A 23351-nucleotide genomic window follows, 5' to 3' on the forward strand; every position below is an offset into this window, starting at 1 on the left:
TTTTTAGTTTTTTGTTAGTAAAGTTTATTACCGCAACAAAAACCTATTTTGCAGAAATGGGTTCTTATTTTAATAATAATCCCACAATATTAACAAATAAATCAGGCTACACTTACATTTTTGAGTACGGTTTGACTACGGTGATTTTAAAAAAATGCAGAAAAAAGACGTAAAACTACCTAGGATTTTACATCATAATAAAAAATTAAAAATTTAGAATGAATTCTGTGATATTTGCATCAGACGGAAGCTGCAATTTTTTTCGAATTCTATATCGGGTATCTTCAACTCCGCGAACAGAAATTCCTAAAAGCGGAGCAATTTCTTTTGTGTTGAAGTTCATTCTCAGATATGCACACAATCTCATATCGCGAGGAGTCAGTTCCGGATAAGTTGTTTTCATCCTCTGCATAAAATTATCATGAAGCTGATTGAAGATTTCTTCAAATTCGTTCCAATGTTTATCGCCCTGCAATTCGTGGTCGATCAATTTGTTTATTTTGGTCAATAAACTAAAGTTCACATTGACATCATTTTTCTTATCCATCTGCCCGATCAATTCTTTTATCGAAAGCAGAATTTCATTTAAATGAATAAGATTCACGGTATTCGAAGCTACTTTGGCATTTTTCAGATTTATCGTAGTTTCAAGATTTTCGCGAATAATGTTCATATTTTCCTGCTCCAGTGTCAGTTTCTGTTCATTAAGTTCGGCACGGCTGCGAAGCAGTTCTTTTTCCTGATTTAAGATCAATTGCTGGCGATCGCGTTCTGCCAGAGATTTTTGATATCTAATAATCAAATAAATCACAACACTATAGAGTATTAAATACAAAATATAAGCCCAGATCGTTCTGTACCAAGGTGGTAGAACTTCAAAACGAAAAACAGCTTCTTCGCTTACGACATCATAAATATTTTTTGCCCTAACATGAAAAACATATTCGTTTTCAGGTAAGTTCGTATACTCTTTTTCCGTCTGAAGGCTGTATTCTGACCATTTAGGTTCAAAACCTTCCAGCCAGTATTCGTATTTTGTAGCATCGGCTTCATCATAAAAAAGTGATGAAAAAGAAAAATGAAGCGCATTATGCGAATGCGATAAAACATTTGAAATTTCTTCGCACGCTTCTTTTGTTTTATTTGGAAGCACATCAAATCGGCTTGAAAATAACAGACTGTCTTTAGGAAAAATACATTTAACCTCAGAAATTACGGCTTTATATTTCGTTTGATATTGCTTGTTTTTAATGGTGTTATAATGAATTAATCCATCCTGCGTGCCAAAAAACACATCGCCGCTGGCTGTGGTTTGAATATTCTCAAAACCCGGAACATATAAATATCTTAGTTTTCTAAAAGGCAGCTCTTCAACATCAAAACTTCCATTCGTTTTTTTAGTCATTTTTCCAGTATTTTCTCCAGAAACATACCAGATATTATTTTGATTGTCAGATTTCAATAATCGAATATGATTTTCCATACCAAGGTATTTTTTGAAAACGGGTTCGAGAATCATTTTCTTGGAATTCGAATCTTGTTTGTAAACTCCTTTTGTTGTTCCAAAAAGAATCTGATTATCAATTTTAAAAGTATTCAAAAACAAACTCGACGGAAAACCATTCTTTTGATTGTAAAATTCAACTTTTGAAACCGCATCGAATGTTTTATTAAACTGAATTTTAAAAATTCCTTTGTAACCGTGGGCAATCCAAAAATCTCCGTTTTTATCTGTTTCTATAACGCGGCTGCTTTCTTCAAAACCTTTTATTTTATTTTGATAAACCCACGAATTATTTATTTTTTTGAGAAGATACATTCCGTTATAACCGCCAACGATCAATAAATCGGGATGATTCGGAACTAATATTCCTTTCCACGCCCCATCCGTTTTTGCCAATAATTTTGCCGAATTTCCGGAAACCTCAAAGATTCCGTTTTTTTCAAAAGCCAAAAGTGAACTTCCAAAAACACCAATATTCCAAACATTTTCAGACATTCCGGATACATGCTGAAAGTTTGCATTTTCATGTTTCCCGTTTTTATAAGACAGCCAATCCATCCAAAACAAACCATTGTCTGTAGCGATATATAATTTGTCCTGATAAATCTGGCTGCAGTATATTTTGGTTTCTGAATTTGAAGTATCTAAAACTCGGGATAAAGGCGAAGAAATCTGAATCAGCGAAATTCCTTCTTTAAGTGTAACCCATAAATTGCCTTCCTTATCAACCTTTAGATTGGTTACATAATCATTTTGCAAGCCCATTTGTTTGTTAATATGCTGAATCAAACGTCCCGAACCATCTATGACTATCAACCCTGATTGTCGGGTTCCAATTCCGAAATACCCATCAGAAAGCTGAATGCCTGTAGAAATTTGATTTTGCTTCAATACATCATCTGCTTCTGTTACAAATGGTTTTAATTGGTTTTCATTAAAAGTTAAAAGACCGTTTTTTTGTGTCAATAATAAAAGACCGTTTTTAGTTTGAAAGATTTTTCTAATCTTCATTCCGGCAAATTTATCGCTGTCTTTAATCGTGGCTAACGTATTGTTTTTTAACTGCAGCAAACCTTTTGCATTATCCAAAACATAGATTTCCCTATTAACTTCAAAGAAATCATCAAATTTTACTTTAGCCTTTAAAACCTTGATTTTATTATTCTTGTAGATAAAAACCTCTTCATAAGAGAAAAAAATCACTTCATTATTTCGGATAACGGTATGCACAACATCGCCAAAATTTCGCGCCGATTCGGGAAGTAATTTCACTAAAGAGGTATACTGATATTGACCGTTTGGCAATTGAATGACATAACCAAAATCACCCTGAGCACCCACATACATTTTGTCGTTTTTATCGATGGCAAGCGAACGCACCATACTTTTATTTTCGGGCTGGGTTACAATACTCCAGCGAACACCATCAAACTGCATGATCCCGAAGTGATTAGCAAAAAACATCATTCCCTTAGAATCCTGTAAAACATCCCAGTTTTCTGAAGCGGCTTTATACGTTTTCGGATTATAATTGGTGATAAAAGGAACTCCAATTTTTTTAATTTGTGCCTTTACGATTGGAGAAATAAGTGCTATCGATAAAACTAAAATTCTAATTATGCATCTCGTCATTTTGTTTCTGTCTGTAGGTTATTTTGTGATTTTTGGGAATCACATTTTAAGAAAACAACTCTTTGGGAGAAGCTATTTTCTAGGCAAAAAAACATTCATCCGTTAAATGTATTAATAACAATTATTCATTATTATCAAACCAAAATAGAGAATGTCGAAATTCAAATATATAAAAATTTATTTTAATGCAACAAATTGCATTTTAATCAAACAATTTAGTAATTGTAAGATTAAATTTTAAAATCTAAGAATTGAAATTCAAATTCCAAATTCCAACACAATCTTACCATTCCGAGGAACGAAGCAACCAGGCTGACAACTCAAATAACTCAATCTTCTGTCAGGCTGAGCGAAGTCGAAGACACGCACTACTAAAACCTGAAATTTGAAACCTGAAACAAATTAAACTCCAAGCATCTCACTCAACTCTTCATAACTATGAAAAAGAACTGCACCTTCTTCCTCTAAATCATCATTGTTATAACCATTGGCAAAACCATAAACTTTAAATCCGCCTTGAATTCCTGCTTTTACACCCGCTTTACTATCTTCTAAAATAACACATTCTTTTACATCAAAACCCATTTCTTTGGCAGCAAATAAAAAGATTCCCGGATCTGGTTTCCAGCTGCTGATTTGATAGGAACTGAATATCTTATTTTCGAATTTATCCAGTAAACCTGACACTTCAAGATTCAATCTGATTTTATCAACCGGTCCGCTCGAAGCCACGCAATACGGGATTTTTAATTTTTCGATAAAGGAAAGTACGCCTTTCATTGGTTTAACCTGTGTTTTAAAAGCCTCAAAACTTCTCTGGCGATATTCTGTTTCAAAAGATTCAGGAAGTTTTTGATCGATTGCTTCTTCAATATGTCGGAAACAGTCTTTTAAATTACGGCCGTTAAAATTGCGGTAGGCATCTTCAATTTCCATTTCAAAACCATGTTCTCCCGCCATTTCGAGCAATATTCCATTGCCAATTTTTTCTGTATCGACTAACACTCCGTCACAATCGAAAATAATACCTTTAACTTCCATATCTTATTTTAAACTTTTAATTAATCTGATCAATTGATCAAATGACAAGAATGGAAATTACAAAAATTAATTCAAAAACTACTTTTGATTTTATAACGTAGCCGAAATTTTAGAAACCATTTGAATTATAAAATCGGCTTGTGCGGGATTTATTTTCTTTAAAGCATCGGCTGTTTGAAACCATTCACCCCTGTCTACTTCGGGGAAACTTTCTAATTTTCCTGATTTCGGCGGCCATTCCATTTCAAAATTGTTGCTTTTTATCAAAGTTTCATCAAGATCAAATTCAACCGCCCAGGCATGAACAATTTTACCCGATTTTAGTTTTACGTATTCCAGTTTAATAAAATCACCTTCGACTTCAAAACCAGTTTCTTCACTAAATTCGCGTATAGCAGCATTAAGCGGATCTTCATCCTCTGTAAATTCACCTTTTGCAATTGACCAGCTTTCTAAATCTTTGTTTTTCCAAAGCGGTCCGCCCGGATGCACCAAAAAGAAAAAAATAGTCTTGTCTACAAATTTATATGGTAATATTCCGGCGCTTTGTTTCTTCATGAAGTTGTTATTTATTTTTTTTAATCTTAGCTTATAAATATCGTTATACTTTTTGGAATATCGGGATTTAATTATGGTTAACCATTTGACGGTAAAGCATCAGGATTCCATTTTCATCCCTTTTCCAAAGATTAATACTTTTTCCGGTTACGATGGCTCTCCCCTTTTTATTATCCCATGAAACATCGACATAATAATAACCATATTCAATAACAAAATTCTTTACAGGTATTATTCTGCTAGCTTTAATGGATATCGAATCAATTGAAACTCCATTTGGTTTTTCGTGTTCAACGAAATACGGTTTAATATTTTCCAATCCAATAAACATTGGCGTATCGTATGTTAGGTAAATAGCATCTTTTGTAAAGAATTCTACCGCATGTTTTTCACCTTCCCTTTTCGTTACGAGTTCGGCAATACGCTCATTGCGTTTATTGACTTCGCTTTCTAAAGCCTTTTTTACAGCAGGTTTTGGCGTATCGCTCTCGTTCGTTTTTATTGAAGCAAAATTAGTTCCCTCAATTGGTTTATTTGCTCCCCAGATTTCTGATATCAAAGTGAGTTTTCCGTCTTTTTCTATTTTCCATACATTCAAGTATTTTCCATCATAAACCAGCGCGCTGCCTTTATCGTTTACTTCATCAATATTGAAAATTCCAATTTCAATTCCGTAATTATCAAGTAGCTGAACTTCAAAAATATCCCGTTTATAAGCATTTATTTTAAAGTTAGTAAGCCATTGCTGATAATAGGATTTTATATCTTCTTTTGTATATAAAGCTTTGTGATATTCGGGCATACAAACAGGTGCTGCATCATCATAATACTGTACAATAACATTACTGTCATTATGCAAAAAAGAATCTGCTATCCGGCTGTTTACAGCTTTTAGTTTTTCTTTTAACTGTTCGGTATTTTTAATAGCCTGTCCTTGTATATTCGTAAAAACTAAAAGGAAGATCATAATGGATAAATATCTATATTTCATGCTTTTATAGTATTTAAATTAATACTTAAAAGTAGAAAAAAAATGTTTATATAAAATTCACTATCAACGATTTGTACATTATTACTCCTTTTGTGTATTTATGATGCCGTTTAGATTTGTATTTTTATGAAATAAAAAAAGCAAAAAATTAAAACATTATATTTTGAAAAAACATTTTTTATTCACCGCAATTCTGGCTGGCAGTTTTACCATTCAGGCTCAAAATAAAATCATAACAGTCAATAATAATCTGAAAGTTGACAGAGAATTTGAAACCGTTGAACTTACCAAAAAATCACTTGGATTAGCTGCAGATTCTAAACTTGAAAATTATGCTGTAAAAGACATCAGCACCAATTCATTTTTAGAAACCCAAACCGTAGACAATAATGGCGACGGAATTATGGATGTGCTTTTGTTTCAACCCAAAATTAAAGCTTCGTCAAAACAGGATTTTGAAGTTTTTGTTGGAACAAATCCTTCGGCTTCTAAAATTGTGAGTTGTTATTCGAGATTTGTTCCGGAACGAACTGATGATTATGCGTGGGAAAACAATAAAGTGGCTTTCAGGACTTATGGCCCCGTGGCTCAAAAAATGGTCGAAGATAATATCGCAGGCGGAACTTTAACCAGCGGAATTGACGCGTGGTTAAAAAGAGTCGATTATCCTATCATTAATAAATGGTACGAAAAAGCAACTAACGGAACAGGCACTTATCATAAAGATACCGGAGAAGGTCTGGATAATTTTCACGTTGGTGACAGCCGCGGAATTGGTGGAATTGCTGTAAAAGTAGATGGCGAATATTATTTCTCTAAGAATTTTGTAAGCTGGAAAACCATTACAACCGGACCAATCAGAACGAGTTTCATTTTAACGTATGCGGATTGGGATGCAAAAGGAAATAAAATAACGGAATCAAAACTAATCAGTTTAGATTACGGAAGTCAGTTTTCCCGTTTCGAAATCAATCTTACAGGAACTAAAACCATTTCTGCCGGAATAACGCTTCATGAGAAAAAAGGAACTATTGGAACTAATTTAAAAGAAGGCTGGCTGAGTTATTGGGAACCAATCGACGATTCTGAAATTGGCTTAGGTTTAGTTGCTCCAAAAGGTACTTTAACGAGTTTTGATAATCATGTTACTGATGAAAAAGATTTGAGTAATCTTTACGGGGATATTTCAGTTAAAAACAACAAAGCAATTTATTATGTTGGTTTTGGGTGGAAAAAAGGAAGTCCGTTTCAAACCAAACAAGAATGGCAAAACTATTTGACTTCTTTTGCTGAAAAAGTCAATAATCCTTTGATTGTAAAAGTTAAGAAATAAGATATAGCCCACGGGTTTTACGGATTAAACGGATTGACGCAGATTATTTTAAAATAAACTATTGTAAACCAGTTTCATCCAAAAAACCAGTGGGCTAAAAATCATCTCCTCGCAGGAAAATAATTCTCCTTTAAAATAATTTCTAACGGAATATAATGCGTGCGCTCTGCATCTTCCTGAAGAACCAGTTTTTTATACAAATAATTGATTCCCATATAACCTTGACTTTCTGGTCTTTGGTTGATTAAAAAATCAATTACACCTTTGTTTAGGTATTCGATATTTTCATTTAATAAATCGTAACCAATAATTCGGATACCTTTTATATTGTTTTGTTCCAGAAATCTCGCAACAATATAAGCCCTTGAATTGGGTACAAAAACACTGCTGATTCCTGAAAACATCTCCAAATTCATCTGATCGATTCCTGAATCTTTAATTGTAACTTCTGAAAACTTAAAATTTGTAAGCTCTTCGTTCTCTTTAAAGAAAGAATAAAATCCGTCGATTCGCTGCAAGTAAACAGAAGTACTTTCGATTTCGCGGGTAATTTTAAAAATCAAAACATGTCTTTCATTTTTTACCGCAAAACTGATTAATCTTCCAGCCAAATATCCGCTTTGAAAAGCATCCTGACCTACATATGCATGATTATCTTCATTCGAAATATTCGAATCGATCATCACAACCGGAATATTTTTCTTTTTGTATTCATTTAAAAACTGAACGGAATCTTCGTAAAATATTGGCGCAAATAATAATCCGTCGCATTCAAACTCCATCACTTTTTTGACAGATTCCTTAAAAGAAGCTGCGTTGAAATCGTAAAAAAAATAATCCAGAACAATTCCGAATTTACTAAACTCCAAAGCGGCTTTTTCAATACCTTCAACCTGACTTCTCCAATATTCTAATTTTTCATATTTAGGAAGAAAAACTGCAAAATGAAACTTCTTATTTAAGGCCAGATTACTGGCGAGAATATTTCGCTTATAGCCAAATTCTTCAATTATAGCATTGACTTTATCTACAGTTTCCTGTGCAGCCTGACCCCGATTATGAATAATCCTGTCAACAGTTCCGGGTGAAACATTGGCTAATTCGGCAATTTTTTTAATTGTTATGATATTGATTCTTTTTTAGTTAAAATTATAAAAGCTCTCTTGTAAAATTATTTTTTTTAGCAAAAATAAGTTGTTTTACATCACAATTTACATACATTTGTAAAATACCGTGTGCGTACACGTAAAAATACACATAATATAAAAATGACAAGCAATTTTTATATTATTATTTCAAAAAATAAAACAAAACTTTACCCAATGATTGTAGATTCATTACATAATGCAGCTAAATATTATAGTCTGCATCCTAATTTTAAAAAAGCTTTTGAGTATGTAAATCAAACTGATATTGCTAGTCTTGAAGCGGGAACTATAGAAATTAATGAAGGCCTAAAACTAATCGTGATTCACGGCGACGGAAGTACAAGAGAAGAAAGCATTAAAGGTTTTGAATGCCACGATAAAAATATTGATATTCAGATTTCAATACAAGGTCCTGAAACATTTGCGTGGAAACCAAGAGAAAAATGCGTTAGTCCAAACGGCGATTATAGCGACGAAAGAGATGTTCGTTTTTTCCACGATAAACCAGATATGTTTTTTGAACTTCAGGAAAAACAATTTGCTATTTTATTTCCAGAAGACGTACATGTCGCAATGATTGGCGAAGGTTTTTTGAAAAAACTGGTATTTAAAGTTAAGATCTAATTCCCAAAGGGAAATTCCAATTTTTTAAAATTCCAAATTCCAAGTGAAAACTTAAAAAAATATTTTTCAAAATTGGAACTTGGAATTTTAAAATATTGGGATTTAAACATTATAAATCATAAAAATAAAAATGAATTCAATATTTAATCTAAAAGGAAAAATTGCACTTATAACGGGCGGTGCCGGAGTATTAGGAAGCAACTTTGCAAACGTTTTGGCAAAACAAGGCGTAATTGTAGGGATTGTTTCTCAATCTATTGAAAAAGCAGAGAAAACCGTAAAACAAATAGAAGCTAATAGCGGACAGGCATTTGCAATTCAGGCGAATGTTTTAAGTAAAGAAGAATTAGAAAAAGCAAAAGATTTTATCGTTGAAAAATATGGTCGCCTTGATATCTTAATTAATGCTGCCGGAGGAAATATGCCGGGCGCAACGATACAACCGGATCAGGCTATTTATGATATGAAAAGCGATGATCTGCAAAAAGTTATTGATTTAAATATTATTGGAACAATGCTTCCTACTCAGGTCTTTTCAGAGCTTTTTGCAAAGCAGAAATCAGGAAATATCATCAACATTTCATCAGCATCGGCGCAAAGACCTTTAACGAGAGTTGTGGGGTATTCTGCTTCAAAAGCGGCAATTGACAACTTTACACAATGGATGGCGGTTGAATTAGCACAAAAATATGGCGAAGGAATTCGTGTAAATGCCATTTCACCGGGATTTTTTATTGGAGAACAAAACCGTGCTTTATTATTAACTCCCGAAGGAAAACTGACCCCAAGAGGTGAAAAAATAATCGATCACACACCAATGGGAAGATTTGGAACTCCTGATGATATTGACGGTGCACTTTTGTTTTTATGCAGTGATATGTCAAAATTCGTAACGGGAATAACCTTAAAAGTTGATGGAGGTTTTGCCGCAACAAGCATTTAAAAAATAATTCTAAAAAAACATATATTAAAATGGAACAAACATTAAGATGGTTCGGACCAAATGATCCTGTTTCTTTACAAGATATTGCACAAACCGGAGCGACCGGAATTGTAACGGCTTTACATCATATTCCAAACGGAGAAGTTTGGAGCATCGATGAAATCATTAAACGAAAAGTGGAGATCGAGCACGAAAATGGCGATCCTAAAAAAGGTGCTTCGGGATTAACCTGGTCGGTTGTGGAAAGTATTCCAGTACACGAAGACATTAAAAAACAAACGGGGAATTATCTTCAATACATTGAAAATTATAAAGAAAGCATTCGTAATCTGGCTTTATGCGGCATCAAATGTGTGTGTTATAATTTCATGCCGGTTTTAGACTGGTCAAGAACTGATTTATCGTATACCGTTGAAGACGGCTCAAAAGCTTTACGCTTTGATATCAACGCTTTTGCTGCTTTTGAATTATTTATTTTAAAAAGACCAGGCGCAGAAAAAGAATATTCTGCAGAGCAGACTCAAAAAGCTAAAAGCTATTTTGAAGCCATGACAGATGAAGATAAAGTAAAACTACAAAGAAACATTCTGGCTGGACTTCCGGGTGCTGAAGAAGCTTATTCTGTTGAAGATTTTCTAGTTACATTAAGTGGTTATCATCATATTGACAGACAGGCTTTAAAAGATAATTTGTTCTACTTTTTAAAACAGATTATTCCCGTTGCTGAAAGTAAAGGTGTTTTGATGGCAATTCACCCTGACGATCCACCCTACCCTATTTTAGGTTTACCGAGAGTGGTTAGTACGGAGGAAGATTTAATAGAATTAATGAATGCTGCACCATCAAAATCAAACGGATTTACGATGTGTACAGGTTCGTATGGCGTAAGAGCTGATAATGATTTGCCTGGAATTGTACGACGTCACGGCGATAAAATGAATTTTATTCATTTAAGAAGTACGCAAAGAGACGAAGAAGGAAGTTTCTATGAAGCAAATCATCTTGAAGGTGATGTTGATATGTACGAAGTCGTAAAAGCAATTCTCGAAGTTGAAAAAAGAAACAAGAGCAAATTGCCAATGCGTCCGGACCACGGACATCAAATGCTGGATGATTTAAAGAAAAAAACAAATCCGGGTTATTCTGCAATTGGCCGTTTAAGAGGTCTTGCAGAATTGAGAGGACTTGAATTAGGGATTAAGCGATCCGTGTAAAAGTTTTGCCACGAAGGCGCTAAGGCGCAAAGATTTTTTTTAAAGCCACTCCCGATAATTATCGGGATAAAAGGATTAAAAAAAATGTTTCACGCAGATTATAGCAGATTTTATTTTGAATAAATTATCTGCCTAAATCTTTTTAAATCTGCGTGAAAGAAAAAACAAAAAACTTTGCATCTTAATGCCTTCGTGGCAGACCACAATAAAACTAACTAACCACAAAAACCACAAAACCATGATTCGCCAAACTATCCTTATATCCTGCAGCCTCTTTATGAACGCTGTATTGGCGCAGGAAATACCTAAAATTATTACTTCAAAAACGAATTATCTTCCTGATTTTAGTTTTGCGGGATATCATTTTGGTGAAAGCAAACTTCCGGAAGCCGAGGGAAAAATTATAAATGCCGCTGATTTTGGTGTAAAAGCAAACGACAATTTAGACGATTCAAAAGCTCTCTTAAAAGCTTTAAAAGCAGCAAATGCAATCGACGGAAATGTTATTTTACAATTACCTCAAGGCAGAATTATTCTGAGTGAAATTGTATATATCGAAAGAAGCAATTTTGTACTCCGCGGTGCAGGTTCTGGCGAAAACGGAACTGAAATCTACTGCCCAAGACCAATGATGTATCTTAAAGATCCGGAATCTCTGGCAGAACTTCGGGAATATCTTACCACTTTTGATAAAAGACAACGCGAGCCTGAAAACAATGTTGATTTGCCTTTCTCTCAATATGCTTGGTCCGGAGGTTTCCTTTGGACACAAATACCGGGTGAACGTGTAAAATCTTATTTGGATAAATACGAACCGGAACCTAACGTTTTGGCAAAAGTTAATTCTGGGAAAATGGGTGAATTTACGATCAATGTTTCTGATGTAAAAAATCTAAAAGTTGGTGATATCGTCGAATTGCAATTGTTTAATAAAGATGGCGAAAACGGCGAAATTATTAAAGATTTATATCAGGGCGCAAAAGTAAAACCGGGATCACATCACTGGCAGTTTCCAAAACTTCCTATTGTGAGACAACAGGTTGAAATTGTGAAGGTTTCAAACTCAAAAATTACCATTAAAACACCTTTAACTATTTCAATTAAACCGAGTTATCAGGCGCAACTGGTAGAATGGAAACATTTAAACGAAGTAGGAATTGAACATCTTCGCTTTACTTTTCCTGATATTCCGAGAGTGGCGCATCATGTTGAACCGGGAAATAATGCTATTTTCCTTACCCGCCTTTTTAACAGCTGGGTTAATGATGTAAAAATCACAAATGCTGACAGCGGGATTCTCGGCGAAGAAATCTCAAATGTTACAGTTCAGAATATTGTTACCGATGGACCGCATTTATCTCATTATACCGTAACTTTAGGAGGCGTTCATAATGTTTTAGTAAAGAATCTTAAAATCTACAATAAAGCGGTTCATCCGTTGAGTTTCAATACCTTTTCTACTAAAAACGTATATCAGGATTGTGAGATATTTGCCGATGCACTTTTAGATCAGCATTCGGGAGCAAATCATCAAAATTTATTTGATAATATTACGGTTCATATTACGGCTGATAAAAACAACGCTTATTTTCTATTTGGCGGCGGTGGTGCTGATTATTGGAAACCTTCACATGGGCCATTCAGTACTTTTTGGAATTTAAATGTACAAGTCGAAAATCCGGATCAAACAAAACCCGTTTTATTATACGGAATGAAAGACGGCGCTTTTGCAAGAATCATTGGCGTACACGGAAATACAAAATTTGAAATCAAATACGACGTCGATCCCTATATTGAATTTTTAAACACGCCGATAGAAAAAATCCCGTCGTTATATAATTATCAATTGAAAAGACGCTTAAAGTAAGTTTTGCTCATCATAAAGTTATAATCTCGCAAAGTCGCTAAGACGCAAAGTTTTTTCTCATTTATGTCATTTCGACGAAGGAGAAATCTCCGCGAGAAACTCTACAAAGATTGGACTCTCGTTGCCGAGCTACTTGTGGAGATTTCTCCTTCGTCGAAATGACAAAGAATACTTATTAATCATGAAAATGAACAAATAAAACTTTGCGTCTTAGCGACTTTGCGAGATTAAATCATAAGTAAGAAACCTTTGAACTTCTGATCCTTTGCTTCTTTGAACCTTAAAAATAACGCTATGAAATATAAAATAGCTTTTCTCGTAACCGTACTTATTTTCGGAAATCTTTTTTCTCAAAATAAATACCGCCTTAAAAATATTTCTACTACCGACGGGCTTTCGCAGAGTTCTGTCATTGCCATACATCAGGATAAATTTGGGCAGATGTGGTTTGGTACGCGCGACGGATTGAATAAATACGACGGCAGCCGGTTTACTATTTTCAGGAATGATGTCAATGATAAATCTTCGATCAGCAACAATGATATTTTGGCAATTGTAGAAGACAATTCTGGAAAAATCTGGGTTGGAACTTACAATGGTTTGAATTGTTACGATCCTGTTTCTAACAAATTTACTCGATATCTGCATACCAAAGCCAATCATACGATAAGCAATAATGCGGTTTGGAGCATTAAAGAAATTGGCAGCGAAATGTGGTTTGGAACTTCAAAAGGGCTGACAATTTTGAATAAAAGTACAGGGAATTTTACTTCTGTTTTTCATTCTGACACAGATACTTCTACACTTCCGAGCAATAATATTTTAAGTATTTTAAAAACCAAAAAAGGTGAAATCTGGATTGGAACCACAAAAGGTTTATGCCAGTTGACAAGCAGAAAAGGCGGTAAATTTTCGTTTAAGAATTATCCTTTAAATACTACGGATTTATTGAATGTTCAATCGATTATTGAAGATAAAACCGGTAATTTATGGGTGGGAACAAAAAATAAAGGACTTTTAAAATTCGATCAGAAACAAAAAACTTTTGTTTCTTTTTTAAATCCTGATAAATACCGCGAAATCAATACTGATATTCGATCTTTAGTAATTGATAATCAAGGATCTTTATGGATTGGGGCTTATGACGGAATCTATATTTTAGGCTTAGATAAAAGCCTGCAAAAAATAAACAACAGCAATAACAACAACGGAATCGACAAAGTAAAATCTGTTTTTATGGATAAAAAAGGTTCGATCTGGATTGGCTGTTATTACAAAGGTGTGAACCTTTGGGACGTTTCAAATGTCAATTTCTCGAATTACAATCAGAATTCGAAAAAAATTCCAATGAGTTTTGATGTAGTCAGTTCGATCATTGCCGATAAAAATCATAATATTTATTTTGGAACTGAAGGCGGAGGCATCACGATTTACAATCAAAATACCGAAGCCGTAAGTTATATCAACAGCAAAACGGGTCAGGCCAATAAAAACGACATTAAATCGATGTGTCTTTCTGACGATCATATTTTGTGGATTGGAACTTTTGGCAAAGGATTATCAGCTTATAATACCATTTCAAAAAGAATTGAAGATAATAGAATTGCTCCGGATTTACTTGCTTTGTTGAAAGAAAACGGTGTTTATTCGCTTAAAACCGAAGGTCACATTTTATGGATCGGAACTTTCGGTAAAGGTTTAATCCGTTATAATACAGCAAATAAAACTTTTCAGATTATCGGAAATGATAATACAAAACCTGTTTTTCTTACCAATAACATTGTCCGAACTATTTTAGTTGACAAACAAAATTTTGTTTGGGTTGGAACTCAAAATGGTTTAAATCGTATTCCGTTAAAAAATTTCAATCCGCAGAAATATACAATTCAGCATTTCTTTTACGACCATTCGGCTTTATCCGGCGATGATATTTTGACTTTGTTTCAGGATTCTCAAAATAAAATCTGGGTTGGTACAAAAGCAAAAGGACTGCACTATTTTGATGGAAAAAAATTCAACCGTATCAATCTCAGAATCGGAAATACGGTTATTACCTCTATTCATTCTATTTTAGAAGATGACGATAAAAACTTATGGATCAGTACCAATCAGGGAATTATCAAATACAATACAACTAAAAAAAGCATTGTAATTTACGATCAAAAAGATGGATTGGCGAGTAATGAATTCAATGATAATTCGGCTTTAAAATTAGATTCGAATCAATTTTATTTCGGAAGTCCGTCTGGAGCAACCTATTTTGATGCGTCAAAAATTTCCCTAAATCAATATGCCCCGCAGGTTTTAATTACTGATTTGAAAATTAAAAATGAAACTATAAATGCGAGTGATGCACCCGGAATTTTAGAAAAAAGCATTGGTTATACCCAAACCATAACACTCGATTATGATAAGGCCAATTTCTCGATAAACTTTGCAATTCCAAATTACATTCGATCAAAAAACAATCAATATAGTTATCGTTTAACAGGCTTAGAAAATAACTGGACAACAACTAAAAACAGCGAAGCTAATTTTGCGATTCAAAATCCGGGAACTTATGTTTTTGAAGTTCGGGGTGCTAATAATGACGGTGTCTGGAACAAAACTCCGGCAACGCTTACCGTTATTGTAAATCCGGCTCCGTGGCGCAGTATCTGGGCATTTTTGTTGTACGGAATTGTAATTGGTTTAGGTTTATACGGTTTGATCTGGATTATGAAGTCGAAAGCGAGGTTGAAACAGAAATTAGAACTGGAATATCTTGAAACAAAACGCATTGAAGAAAATAACCGTGCAAAACTGGATTTCTTTACCAATATTTCACACGAATTCAGAACGCCTTTAACTTTGATCTTAGGGCCGTTACAGCAAATTCTGGCCGATTATAACGGAACGAACGAAATGTACAAAAAGCTTTTGGTGATTGAAGGAAGCGCCAATCATCTTTTAAGTTTAATTAACCGTTTAATGGATTTCAGAAAACTTGAAAATGATCAGGTTACATTGGAATCTGCTAACGGAAATATTGTAAAATTCACCAAAGAAATCTTTTTATCCTTTATAGAATATGCCAAAGACGGCGGCTATGATTATACCTTCGAAACTTCTGATGAAGAAATATCCGTTTATTTTGACCGATATAAACTCGAACGTGTATTTTATAATTTGATTTCGAATGCGTTTCGATATACGCCAAAAGGCGGAACAATCAACATTAAAATAAATCACGATCCCGAAAATCTTTTTATTTCGGTTGAAGATTCAGGAGTAGGAATTTCAGAAGAACATATCGATAAAATTTTTGATTTGTTTTTTGAAGTACCAACACATAATCAGGTTCAGAAAAACTATAATAAAGGAACCGGAATTGGACTTTCGATTGTAAAAAACATTGTAAAACTACATAAAGGAACAATCGATGTAACGAATAAAACTTCGGGCGGCGTTATTTTTAAAGTAACACTTCCGCTAGGCCGTGAACATCTTTTAGACAGCGAAATTATTCCTGATTTTAAAATCAGCGATGATATTGCGCAATACACGGCACAGCTTGAACCTTCGGAAACAATAGAAAATGAAGACATTGATGATTTGATTGTTAATGAAGAAAAACAAACGATTCTAATTGTTGAAGATCATAAGGTTTTGAGAAAGTTCATGAAAAACCTGCTCAAAAAGGATTATAATATTATTGAAGCCGAAAATGGGAAAATCGCTTTTGAGAAAGCTTTAAAATTTGTCCCGAATTTGATTATAAGTGATGTTATTATGCCCGAAATGGTAGGAACTGAGCTTTGTTCTAAAATCAAAGAAAACTTAAAAACGAGTCATATTCCGGTTATTTTGCTGACTTCCAGATCTTCGTTGGTTTATAAATTTGAAGGTTTAGAAAGCGGTGCCGATGATTACATCAGTAAACCGTTCAATTTAATGGAATTTAAACTTCGCGTTAAAAACCTTTTAAATTCAACCGAACGCTTAAGACTTAAATTTTCAAGCGAAGACAGTTTTATTCCTTCAGAAATTACGGTTTCTTCTCTGGACGAAGAATTATTGAAAAAAGCATTTAAAATTGTCGAGGATAATATTTCAAACGAGCAATTTGATATTCCGTTTTTCTGTTCAGAATTGGGAGTAAGCCGTACCATGTTATTTTTAAAAGTAAAAGCCTGGACAAATTTTACGCCAAACGAATTCATTCATGAAATCAGGTTAAAACGTGCCGCTCAATTATTGGAACAAAATAAATTAAACGTTTCAGAAATTAGTTATAAAGTCGGTTTTAACAATCCGAAATACTTTAGCAAATGTTTCCAAAAAAGATACGGAGAAACTCCGTCTCAATATTCCGACAAATTTTATAAATCTTCGGTCGTACTTTAAAAAACTCAATGTTTTAAGGGCTTAAAAAAGGGTATCTGTATTTTTAGATACCCTTTTTTGTATTTCTATATCGTTTTCGGCACATACATTTGCCGTATGAAAATCAAAAAAACAAACTTTTTATTGCTGCAAATTTTGTTTGTCGTTGTGATAATCGGAATGAGTTTATTGCTTTTCTATTTTCTCTAACATTAACCTTAAAACCAAAAAATGAATGTTTACAGACCAAAAAATCAAATCGTTTAAATGGTGTTTACTGGTATCTTTTTTACTGGTAACGATCATCATGAATGCACAGGAACGAAAAGTTACGGGAAAAGTAACTTCGAGCGAAGATTTACTCGGTTTACCTGGTGCAAATGTCTATATCAAGAATTCTTCAGTTGGAGCAACTACAGATATGGATGGAAATTACACCGTTTTTGTTTCTGAAAAAAACGCTGTTTTAGTTTTCAACTTTGTAGGATACCAAAGCGTTGAAGTTCCGGTGGGAAACAAAACTGCCATCAATGTAAGTTTAAAACCAGATACCAAAAATCTTGAAGAAGTAATTGTTGTGGGTTATGGAACCCGTAAAAAGAGCGACATTACAGGTTCTGTCTCTTCTGTAACGGCAAAAGAGTTGACTGCTTATCCACTTTTAAATGCAGAACAAGCTTTACAAGGTCGTGCAGCAGGGGTTTCGGTACAAACCAATAATGGTGGTGAACCAGGTTCTCCTGTAAAAATAAGGGTACGTGGTGGAACTTCAATTAATGCAAGTGGAGATGCTCTTATCGTTGTAGATGGTTTTGCAGGAGTTTCCATGCCAGCTCCGCAGGATATTGCTTCTATTGAAGTTTTAAAAGATGCTTCGGCAACGGCAATCTACGGATCTAGAGGTTCAAACGGGGTTATCATGGTTACAACTAAAAAAGGAAAACCAGGAAAACCGGTAATTGAATTCAGCAACTCTACTTCTATTCAAACTGTAAATAATAAACTGGATTTATTAGATGCAGATCAGTTTTCGGCGTACAGAAAAAGTTTTACAACGCATACACAAGGTCCGGCAAATACAGACTGGCAGGATGTTATTTATCGTGACGGAATGATTTCGAATACTCAATTATCATTTTCTGGTGGTTCAGATACTGTGAAATATTATGTTTCCGGAACTTATTTCAATCAAAATGGAGTTGTAATTAATTCAGGAATTGATAAATACACTATTGTAAGTAATCTTGAAGCTGATTTATCTCCTAAATTTAAAGTGGGATTAAACACTTTTACAAGTAAACAAAACAAAGACGGAATTGTGAGCCAGACTGGAGCCGGAGGAACCGGAGCTTCGGGTGTAATTGCATCGGCTTACAGATTTATGCCAGACAAAGGAATTTATAATGAAGATGGAACGTTTACTACAACAGCACCAATTGGTGATGATATTGATAATCCGTATGCAACAGCGATGGAAAACATTCTGGAAACAGTTTCTATTGTAAACAGAAACAATTTCTTTGCACAGTACAAAATCACAAAAGATTTAGAGTTTAAAACTACTTTAGGTTTAACAGATACGAACTCTCAAACCGGAAGATTTATTCCTTCAACATTAATTGCAGGAAAAAATATCAAAGGAGAAGCTTCTGTAAACAACACTAGATTTTCTTCTTTCTTAACAGAGAATTATTTGACTTTTAAACGTGAAATTATCGAAAAAGGAGTTTTAACGGTTCTTGGAGGTTACTCTTATCAAAAAAATAAAAACGAAAGCTCGTATGCTGCTTCAAGAGGATTTTTAACGAATACTAATTCATATAGAAATCTTGGTGCGGGAACTGTATTCTTAAAGCCAGATTCTAATTTATCTGAAACTGAATTAATCTCTGCTTTCGGAAGGTTGAATTTCGATTACGATGACAAATATTTATTAACGTTTACGGCCAGACGAGATGGTTCTTCAAGCTTTAGTAAAAACTACAAATACGGGACTTTTCCTTCTGGAGCAATTGGATGGAATATCGGTAAAGAAAATTTCTTAAAAGACAGCAAAACGATTTCTAATCTTAAACTTAGAGCGAGTTATGGTGCAACAGGAAATCCTTCAATTGGTGCCTACTCTACTTTATCAAGATTCTCTGAAATTTATGATGTGAGCGGTGACGTTATTGTAAATGCAGTTCAATTGACATCTTTGGATAATCCGAATTTGAAATGGGAAACTTCATACCAACAGGATTACGGAATTGATTTAGGTTTATTTGATAACAGAATCAGCATTACGGCAGATTATTATAAAACGATTACGAAAGATTTATTGTTCAACAGACCGCTTCCGGGTGTTTCGGGAATTGCTTCTCAGCTTCAAAATGTTGGAGAATTAGAAAACAAAGGATGGGAATTGGGTATTAATTCTAAAAACTTTATTGGTCAGGATTTTACATGGAATACAAGTTTTAATATCTCTTCAAACAAAAACAAGGTATTAAAATTAGCTGATAATAAAGATTTATTGATCAACTCAACTCCAGGTCACTTTTTGGCAACAGAATCTCAAATTTTGAGAGTTGGTGAGCCGGTTGGTTCTTTCTTCGGGTTTGTTTATGATGGTGTATTGCAGCAAGGAGAAACTGCTTTACCAGGAAATTTTGAAACAACTGCGGGTGGTGAAAAATTCAAAGATGTGAATGGTGACGGAAAATTAGATTCACAAGATAAAACCATTATCGGAAACCCAAATCCTGATTTCATCTTTGGTTTAAACAATGATTTCACGTATAAAAATCTTGATTTGAATATTTTCTTTCAAGGTTCAGAAGGCGGACAGATCCTGAACTATACTTTAATGGAATTAGCTTCTGGAAACAACAATGCTACAACAGAAGTTTTGGATGCCTGGACGCCAACAAATACAGATACAAATGTTCCTAAAAATGCAGCGAGAACGAAAAGAGTTACGTCTAGATTTGTTTATGACGGAAGTTACATCCGTTTAAAAAACATCTCTTTAGGATATAGTTTAAGTGAGAACGTTGTTTCTAAATTCGGATTAAGTAAAGTTCGTTTTTACATCAGTGCACAAAACCTTTGGACGATTACTGATTATCCGGGAACTGACCCTGAAACGAGTTACTTAAACGACAACAACTCAAGAAGTAATACCAATTTAGGATTGGATTATGGAGGTTATCCAAACGTGAGAACGTTTACAATGGGTCTAAACGTAAAATTCTAACAAAAAAATATCATGAAAAAATATATAGCTTTTCTTTTCCTGGGAACACTCACCTTTTTTGCCTGTTCTGATTTAGAAGAACATCCGGTGGGAGTCATTCGTCCAGAAAACTTTTTCAATAATACAGACGATTTACAGGCAGCTGTAAACGGGGCTTTTGCTAACATTGCGCACAATAATTATTGGGGAAGAGAATTTACAATCGCCTTAATGCTTCGCGACGACATGTCTGACATTGGCGACAGAACTACACAAGCCGCACGTATCGATGTAAACGATATGGGTATGAACGATACAAATGCACTTGTAGCCAACTTCTGGCCTCAGTCTTATGTTATCATTACAGCAGCAAATCAGGCCATTGAAGGTGCTAAAAAAACGCCGGGAGATCCTGCAAAAGTAAACGCAATTGTGGCGCAGGCGCACTTTGCAAGAGCCTTTACTTACTATCATTTAGTGCGTCTTTTTGGAGACATTCCGTACATTGATTTTGTGGTAAACGATGTTTCTCAGGTAAATTCTATCAGCAAAACAAAAGAAGCAGATGTTTATCCAAAAATTATTGCCGATTTAGAGTTTGCAAAACAATGGCTGGATGACAAACCAAAAGTAAAAGCCGTTCCCGGAAAAGGTACTGCAGCAGGATATTTAGCTTCTGTTTATTTAACTTTGGGTCAATATCAAAAAGCTTACGATGAAGCTAAATATGTTATTACAAACGAAACAAAATTTGGCTTAGGTCTTGATGCAGATTTTCAGGATTTATTTAACGCTACAAAAGCAGCTTCGTTAAAAGAACCATTATTTACAATAGATTTTAATAACTTAACATCAGGAAATTACGGTCAGGATTATACCGCGTTTTTTACAGGTTCATTAAAAGATGACAGTTACAGCTACGGTCAGGGATTTTCAGTTGCTGTTCCGTCATTAAAAGTGTTTAATACTTGGGATCAAAGAGATTACAGAAGAGCGGTAAGTTTTGATACTATTATTAGAAAGAAAACCGGTCCGGGCGGATCATTACAAGTTTATCCTTCAAGCGATAACGAAAAAGCGCCTCGTCCGCATATTGCAAAATATTTCCGTTTTCCGGGAAAAGCGGGTGCAAACGGAAGAACTTCTCAGCATAATTATATTACAATGCGTTATGCAGAAGTTTTATTGACAGCTGCAGAAGCCTTAAACGAAATTAATCCGGGAACTGCAGAAGCTGATGGTTATGTAAACCGAGTTCGTGCAAGAGCAAGAAATAAAGGAGGAAGACAAGTTTCTTTCCCTGCAAATGTAACACCAGGTTTGTCAAAAGCTGATTTCAAAAAAATGGTTATTGACGAAAGAAGATTAGAATTGGCTTTTGAATATATCAGATGGTACGATATCAAAAGATTAAAAAATGGCCCTGAAGTGTTTGGCCCTGCTGGTTTAGAACCGCATGCCAATTTTAATCCTGATAAAGATTATTTATGGCCATTGCCGGGAACAGAATTGGCAATAAATCCAAATTTAAAACCAAATAATCCTGGCTATTAATTTAGTAGAATTATTATGGAACGCTGATAAAACGGATTCGCGTCTAAAACAAAGTCTAGAAACTAAAAATTAGATTAATTAGTAAGTATGAATAAAGTTAGTTTCATTTTAATCCTTGGGTTTGCATCGCTGGTAACAGCGTGCAAATCTGGGATTAATTCTCAAACAAAAAGCACTGCAGCGGCAAATAATTTACTGGAAACGCGTTACAAAATGTTGCTCGATTATCCGGTTGATTCTCTGTCGATGCCAAGAAGCATGAATATTAAAACCAATGAGATTCGCAAAGTCCCTTCAAAAGACTGGACAAGCGGTTTTTTTGCCGGAAATCTTTGGCAGTTATACCGATTGACAGGCGACTCAAAATATAAAGAACAAGCTCAAAAATGGACTCCTTTCAGCAAAAAGGAAAGTGTTAACAGTAATTCGCATGACGTAGGTTTTAAAGTGTTTTGCAGTTTTGGAGAAGCGCTGAAAGTGGAAAACAAGAAAGAGTACGAAGCAGTAATTATTAAAGGCGCCGAAACTTTATGCAAAAGGTTTAATCCAAAAGTGGGTTCCATTCGTTCTTGGGATTTTAACAAGGAAATTTGGGATTACCCGGTTATCATTGACAATATGATGAATCTGGAATTGCTTTTTGAAGCTTCTAAATTATCAGGGAATCCAAAATACCGTGACGTTGCCATTCAACACGCTAACACCACTTTAAAAAATCAATTTAGAGAAGACAACAGCTGTTATCACGTAATTGATTATGATCCAAATACCGGTAATGTTAGAAAAAAAACTACTTTACAGGGATATAATGATGATTCCGTTTGGGCACGAGGCCAAGGCTGGGCAGTTTATGGATTTACAATGTCATATCGATACACAAAAGATCCGGCTTATTTAAAACAAGCCGAAGCAACTGCAGCCTTTTTTATGAACAATAAAAACCTGCCGGAAGACGGAATTCCGTATTGGGATTTAAAAGATCCGGGGATTCCAAATTCACCTCGGGATGTTTCCGCCGCAATGGTAATGGCATCAGGATTATATGAATTGTACGGTTATACAAAAAATGAAACTTATCTGGCTTTCGCCGATAAACTAATGACTTCGGTTCAAACCGATAAATATATTTTAGATTCTAAAATTAAGGCTCCTTTTCTATTTGATCACAGCACAGGAAACTGGCCAAAACACGATGAAATTGACGAACCAATAATCTACGCCGACTATTATTTTCTGGAAGCATTACTAAGAAAAAAATAACAAAGATATACAAGGTGCAAAGGGACAAAGCAACAAAGCGACAAAGGTTTTCAGCCTTTGAACCTTTGAACCTCTGAGCCTTTGAACCTAAAAAAAGTTT

General features: G+C 34.5%; 14 protein-coding genes. 9 read left to right on the top strand and 5 right to left on the bottom strand.

Translation table 11 applies throughout. The features are described 5' to 3' along the window. Nucleotides 1–205: 205 nt before the first annotated feature. The 4 genes from ASD98_RS01195 to ASD98_RS01210 form a co-directional block, all read right to left on the bottom strand. A complete protein-coding gene (locus tag ASD98_RS01195) occupies nt 206–3136 on the bottom strand; it encodes a triple tyrosine motif-containing protein (protein ID WP_056198957.1) in 2931 nt (976 codons plus the stop codon). 402 nt (nt 3137–3538) lie between these two features. Continuing rightward, nucleotides 3539–4177, bottom strand: coding sequence for an HAD family phosphatase (locus ASD98_RS01200; protein WP_056198959.1), 639 nt, complete (start codon nt 4175–4177; stop codon nt 3539–3541). A 90-nt stretch (nt 4178–4267) separates the two neighbouring features. Further along, nucleotides 4268–4735 carry an NUDIX domain-containing protein gene (locus ASD98_RS01205; RefSeq protein ID WP_056198962.1) on the bottom strand — a complete coding sequence of 156 codons (468 nt, stop codon included), beginning with the start codon at nt 4733–4735 and terminating at the stop codon, nt 4268–4270. 67 nt (nt 4736–4802) lie between these two features. Beyond that, nucleotides 4803–5726: a DUF4440 domain-containing protein gene (locus tag ASD98_RS01210; protein ID WP_128414762.1), complete on the bottom strand. Its 924-nt coding sequence runs from the start codon at nt 5724–5726 to the stop codon at nt 4803–4805. Nucleotides 5727–5889: 163 nt separating this feature from the next. Here ASD98_RS01210 and ASD98_RS01215 point away from each other — a divergent pair, with 163 nt between their 5' ends. After that, nucleotides 5890–7059 carry a DUF4861 family protein gene (locus ASD98_RS01215; protein ID WP_056198970.1) on the top strand — a complete coding sequence of 390 codons (1170 nt, stop codon included), beginning with the start codon at nt 5890–5892 and terminating at the stop codon, nt 7057–7059. 101 nt (nt 7060–7160) lie between these two features. Here ASD98_RS01215 and ASD98_RS01220 read toward each other — a convergent pair whose 3' ends face one another. After that, a complete protein-coding gene (locus tag ASD98_RS01220; protein WP_369814742.1) occupies nt 7161–8192 on the bottom strand; it encodes a LacI family DNA-binding transcriptional regulator in 1032 nt (343 codons plus the stop codon). A 189-nt stretch (nt 8193–8381) separates the two neighbouring features. On the opposite strand from ASD98_RS01220, the gene ASD98_RS01225 reads away from it, so the two are divergent. The 8 genes from ASD98_RS01225 to ASD98_RS01260 all read left to right on the top strand — a co-directional run bounded on the left by ASD98_RS01225 (nt 8382) and on the right by ASD98_RS01260 (nt 23251). Beyond that, nucleotides 8382–8831: a YhcH/YjgK/YiaL family protein gene (locus tag ASD98_RS01225; protein WP_056199620.1), complete on the top strand. Its 450-nt coding sequence runs from the start codon at nt 8382–8384 to the stop codon at nt 8829–8831. 130 nt (nt 8832–8961) lie between these two features. Next, nucleotides 8962–9774, top strand: a complete 813-nt coding sequence (locus ASD98_RS01230; RefSeq protein ID WP_056198976.1) for an SDR family oxidoreductase — start codon at nt 8962–8964, stop codon at nt 9772–9774. Between the two features lie 29 nt (nt 9775–9803). Beyond that, a complete protein-coding gene (gene uxuA / locus ASD98_RS01235) occupies nt 9804–10988 on the top strand; it encodes a mannonate dehydratase (RefSeq protein ID WP_056198980.1) in 1185 nt (394 codons plus the stop codon). 238 nt (nt 10989–11226) lie between these two features. Continuing rightward, nucleotides 11227–12855 carry a DUF4955 domain-containing protein gene (locus tag ASD98_RS01240; RefSeq protein WP_056199623.1) on the top strand — a complete coding sequence of 543 codons (1629 nt, stop codon included), beginning with the start codon at nt 11227–11229 and terminating at the stop codon, nt 12853–12855. 294 nt (nt 12856–13149) lie between these two features. After that, nucleotides 13150–17241 (top strand): two-component regulator propeller domain-containing protein, encoded by a 4092-nt coding sequence (locus ASD98_RS01245; protein ID WP_056198985.1) that lies wholly within the window; start codon nt 13150–13152, stop codon nt 17239–17241. Nucleotides 17242–17455: 214 nt separating this feature from the next. After that, the gene (locus ASD98_RS01250; protein WP_056198989.1) at nt 17456–20458 is read left to right on the top strand and encodes a TonB-dependent receptor; all 3003 of its coding nucleotides are present in this window, start codon (nt 17456–17458) and stop codon (nt 20456–20458) included. A gap of 12 nt (nt 20459–20470) precedes the next feature. Next, nucleotides 20471–21991 (top strand): RagB/SusD family nutrient uptake outer membrane protein, encoded by a 1521-nt coding sequence (locus ASD98_RS01255; RefSeq protein ID WP_056198992.1) that lies wholly within the window; start codon nt 20471–20473, stop codon nt 21989–21991. 87 nt (nt 21992–22078) lie between these two features. Further along, nucleotides 22079–23251: a glycoside hydrolase family 88 protein gene (locus ASD98_RS01260; protein WP_056198995.1), complete on the top strand. Its 1173-nt coding sequence runs from the start codon at nt 22079–22081 to the stop codon at nt 23249–23251. Nucleotides 23252–23351 lie beyond the last annotated feature (100 nt).

It is taken from the genome of Flavobacterium sp. Root186, from assembly GCF_001428525.1.
Taxonomy (GTDB): Bacteria; Bacteroidota; Bacteroidia; order Flavobacteriales; family Flavobacteriaceae; genus Flavobacterium.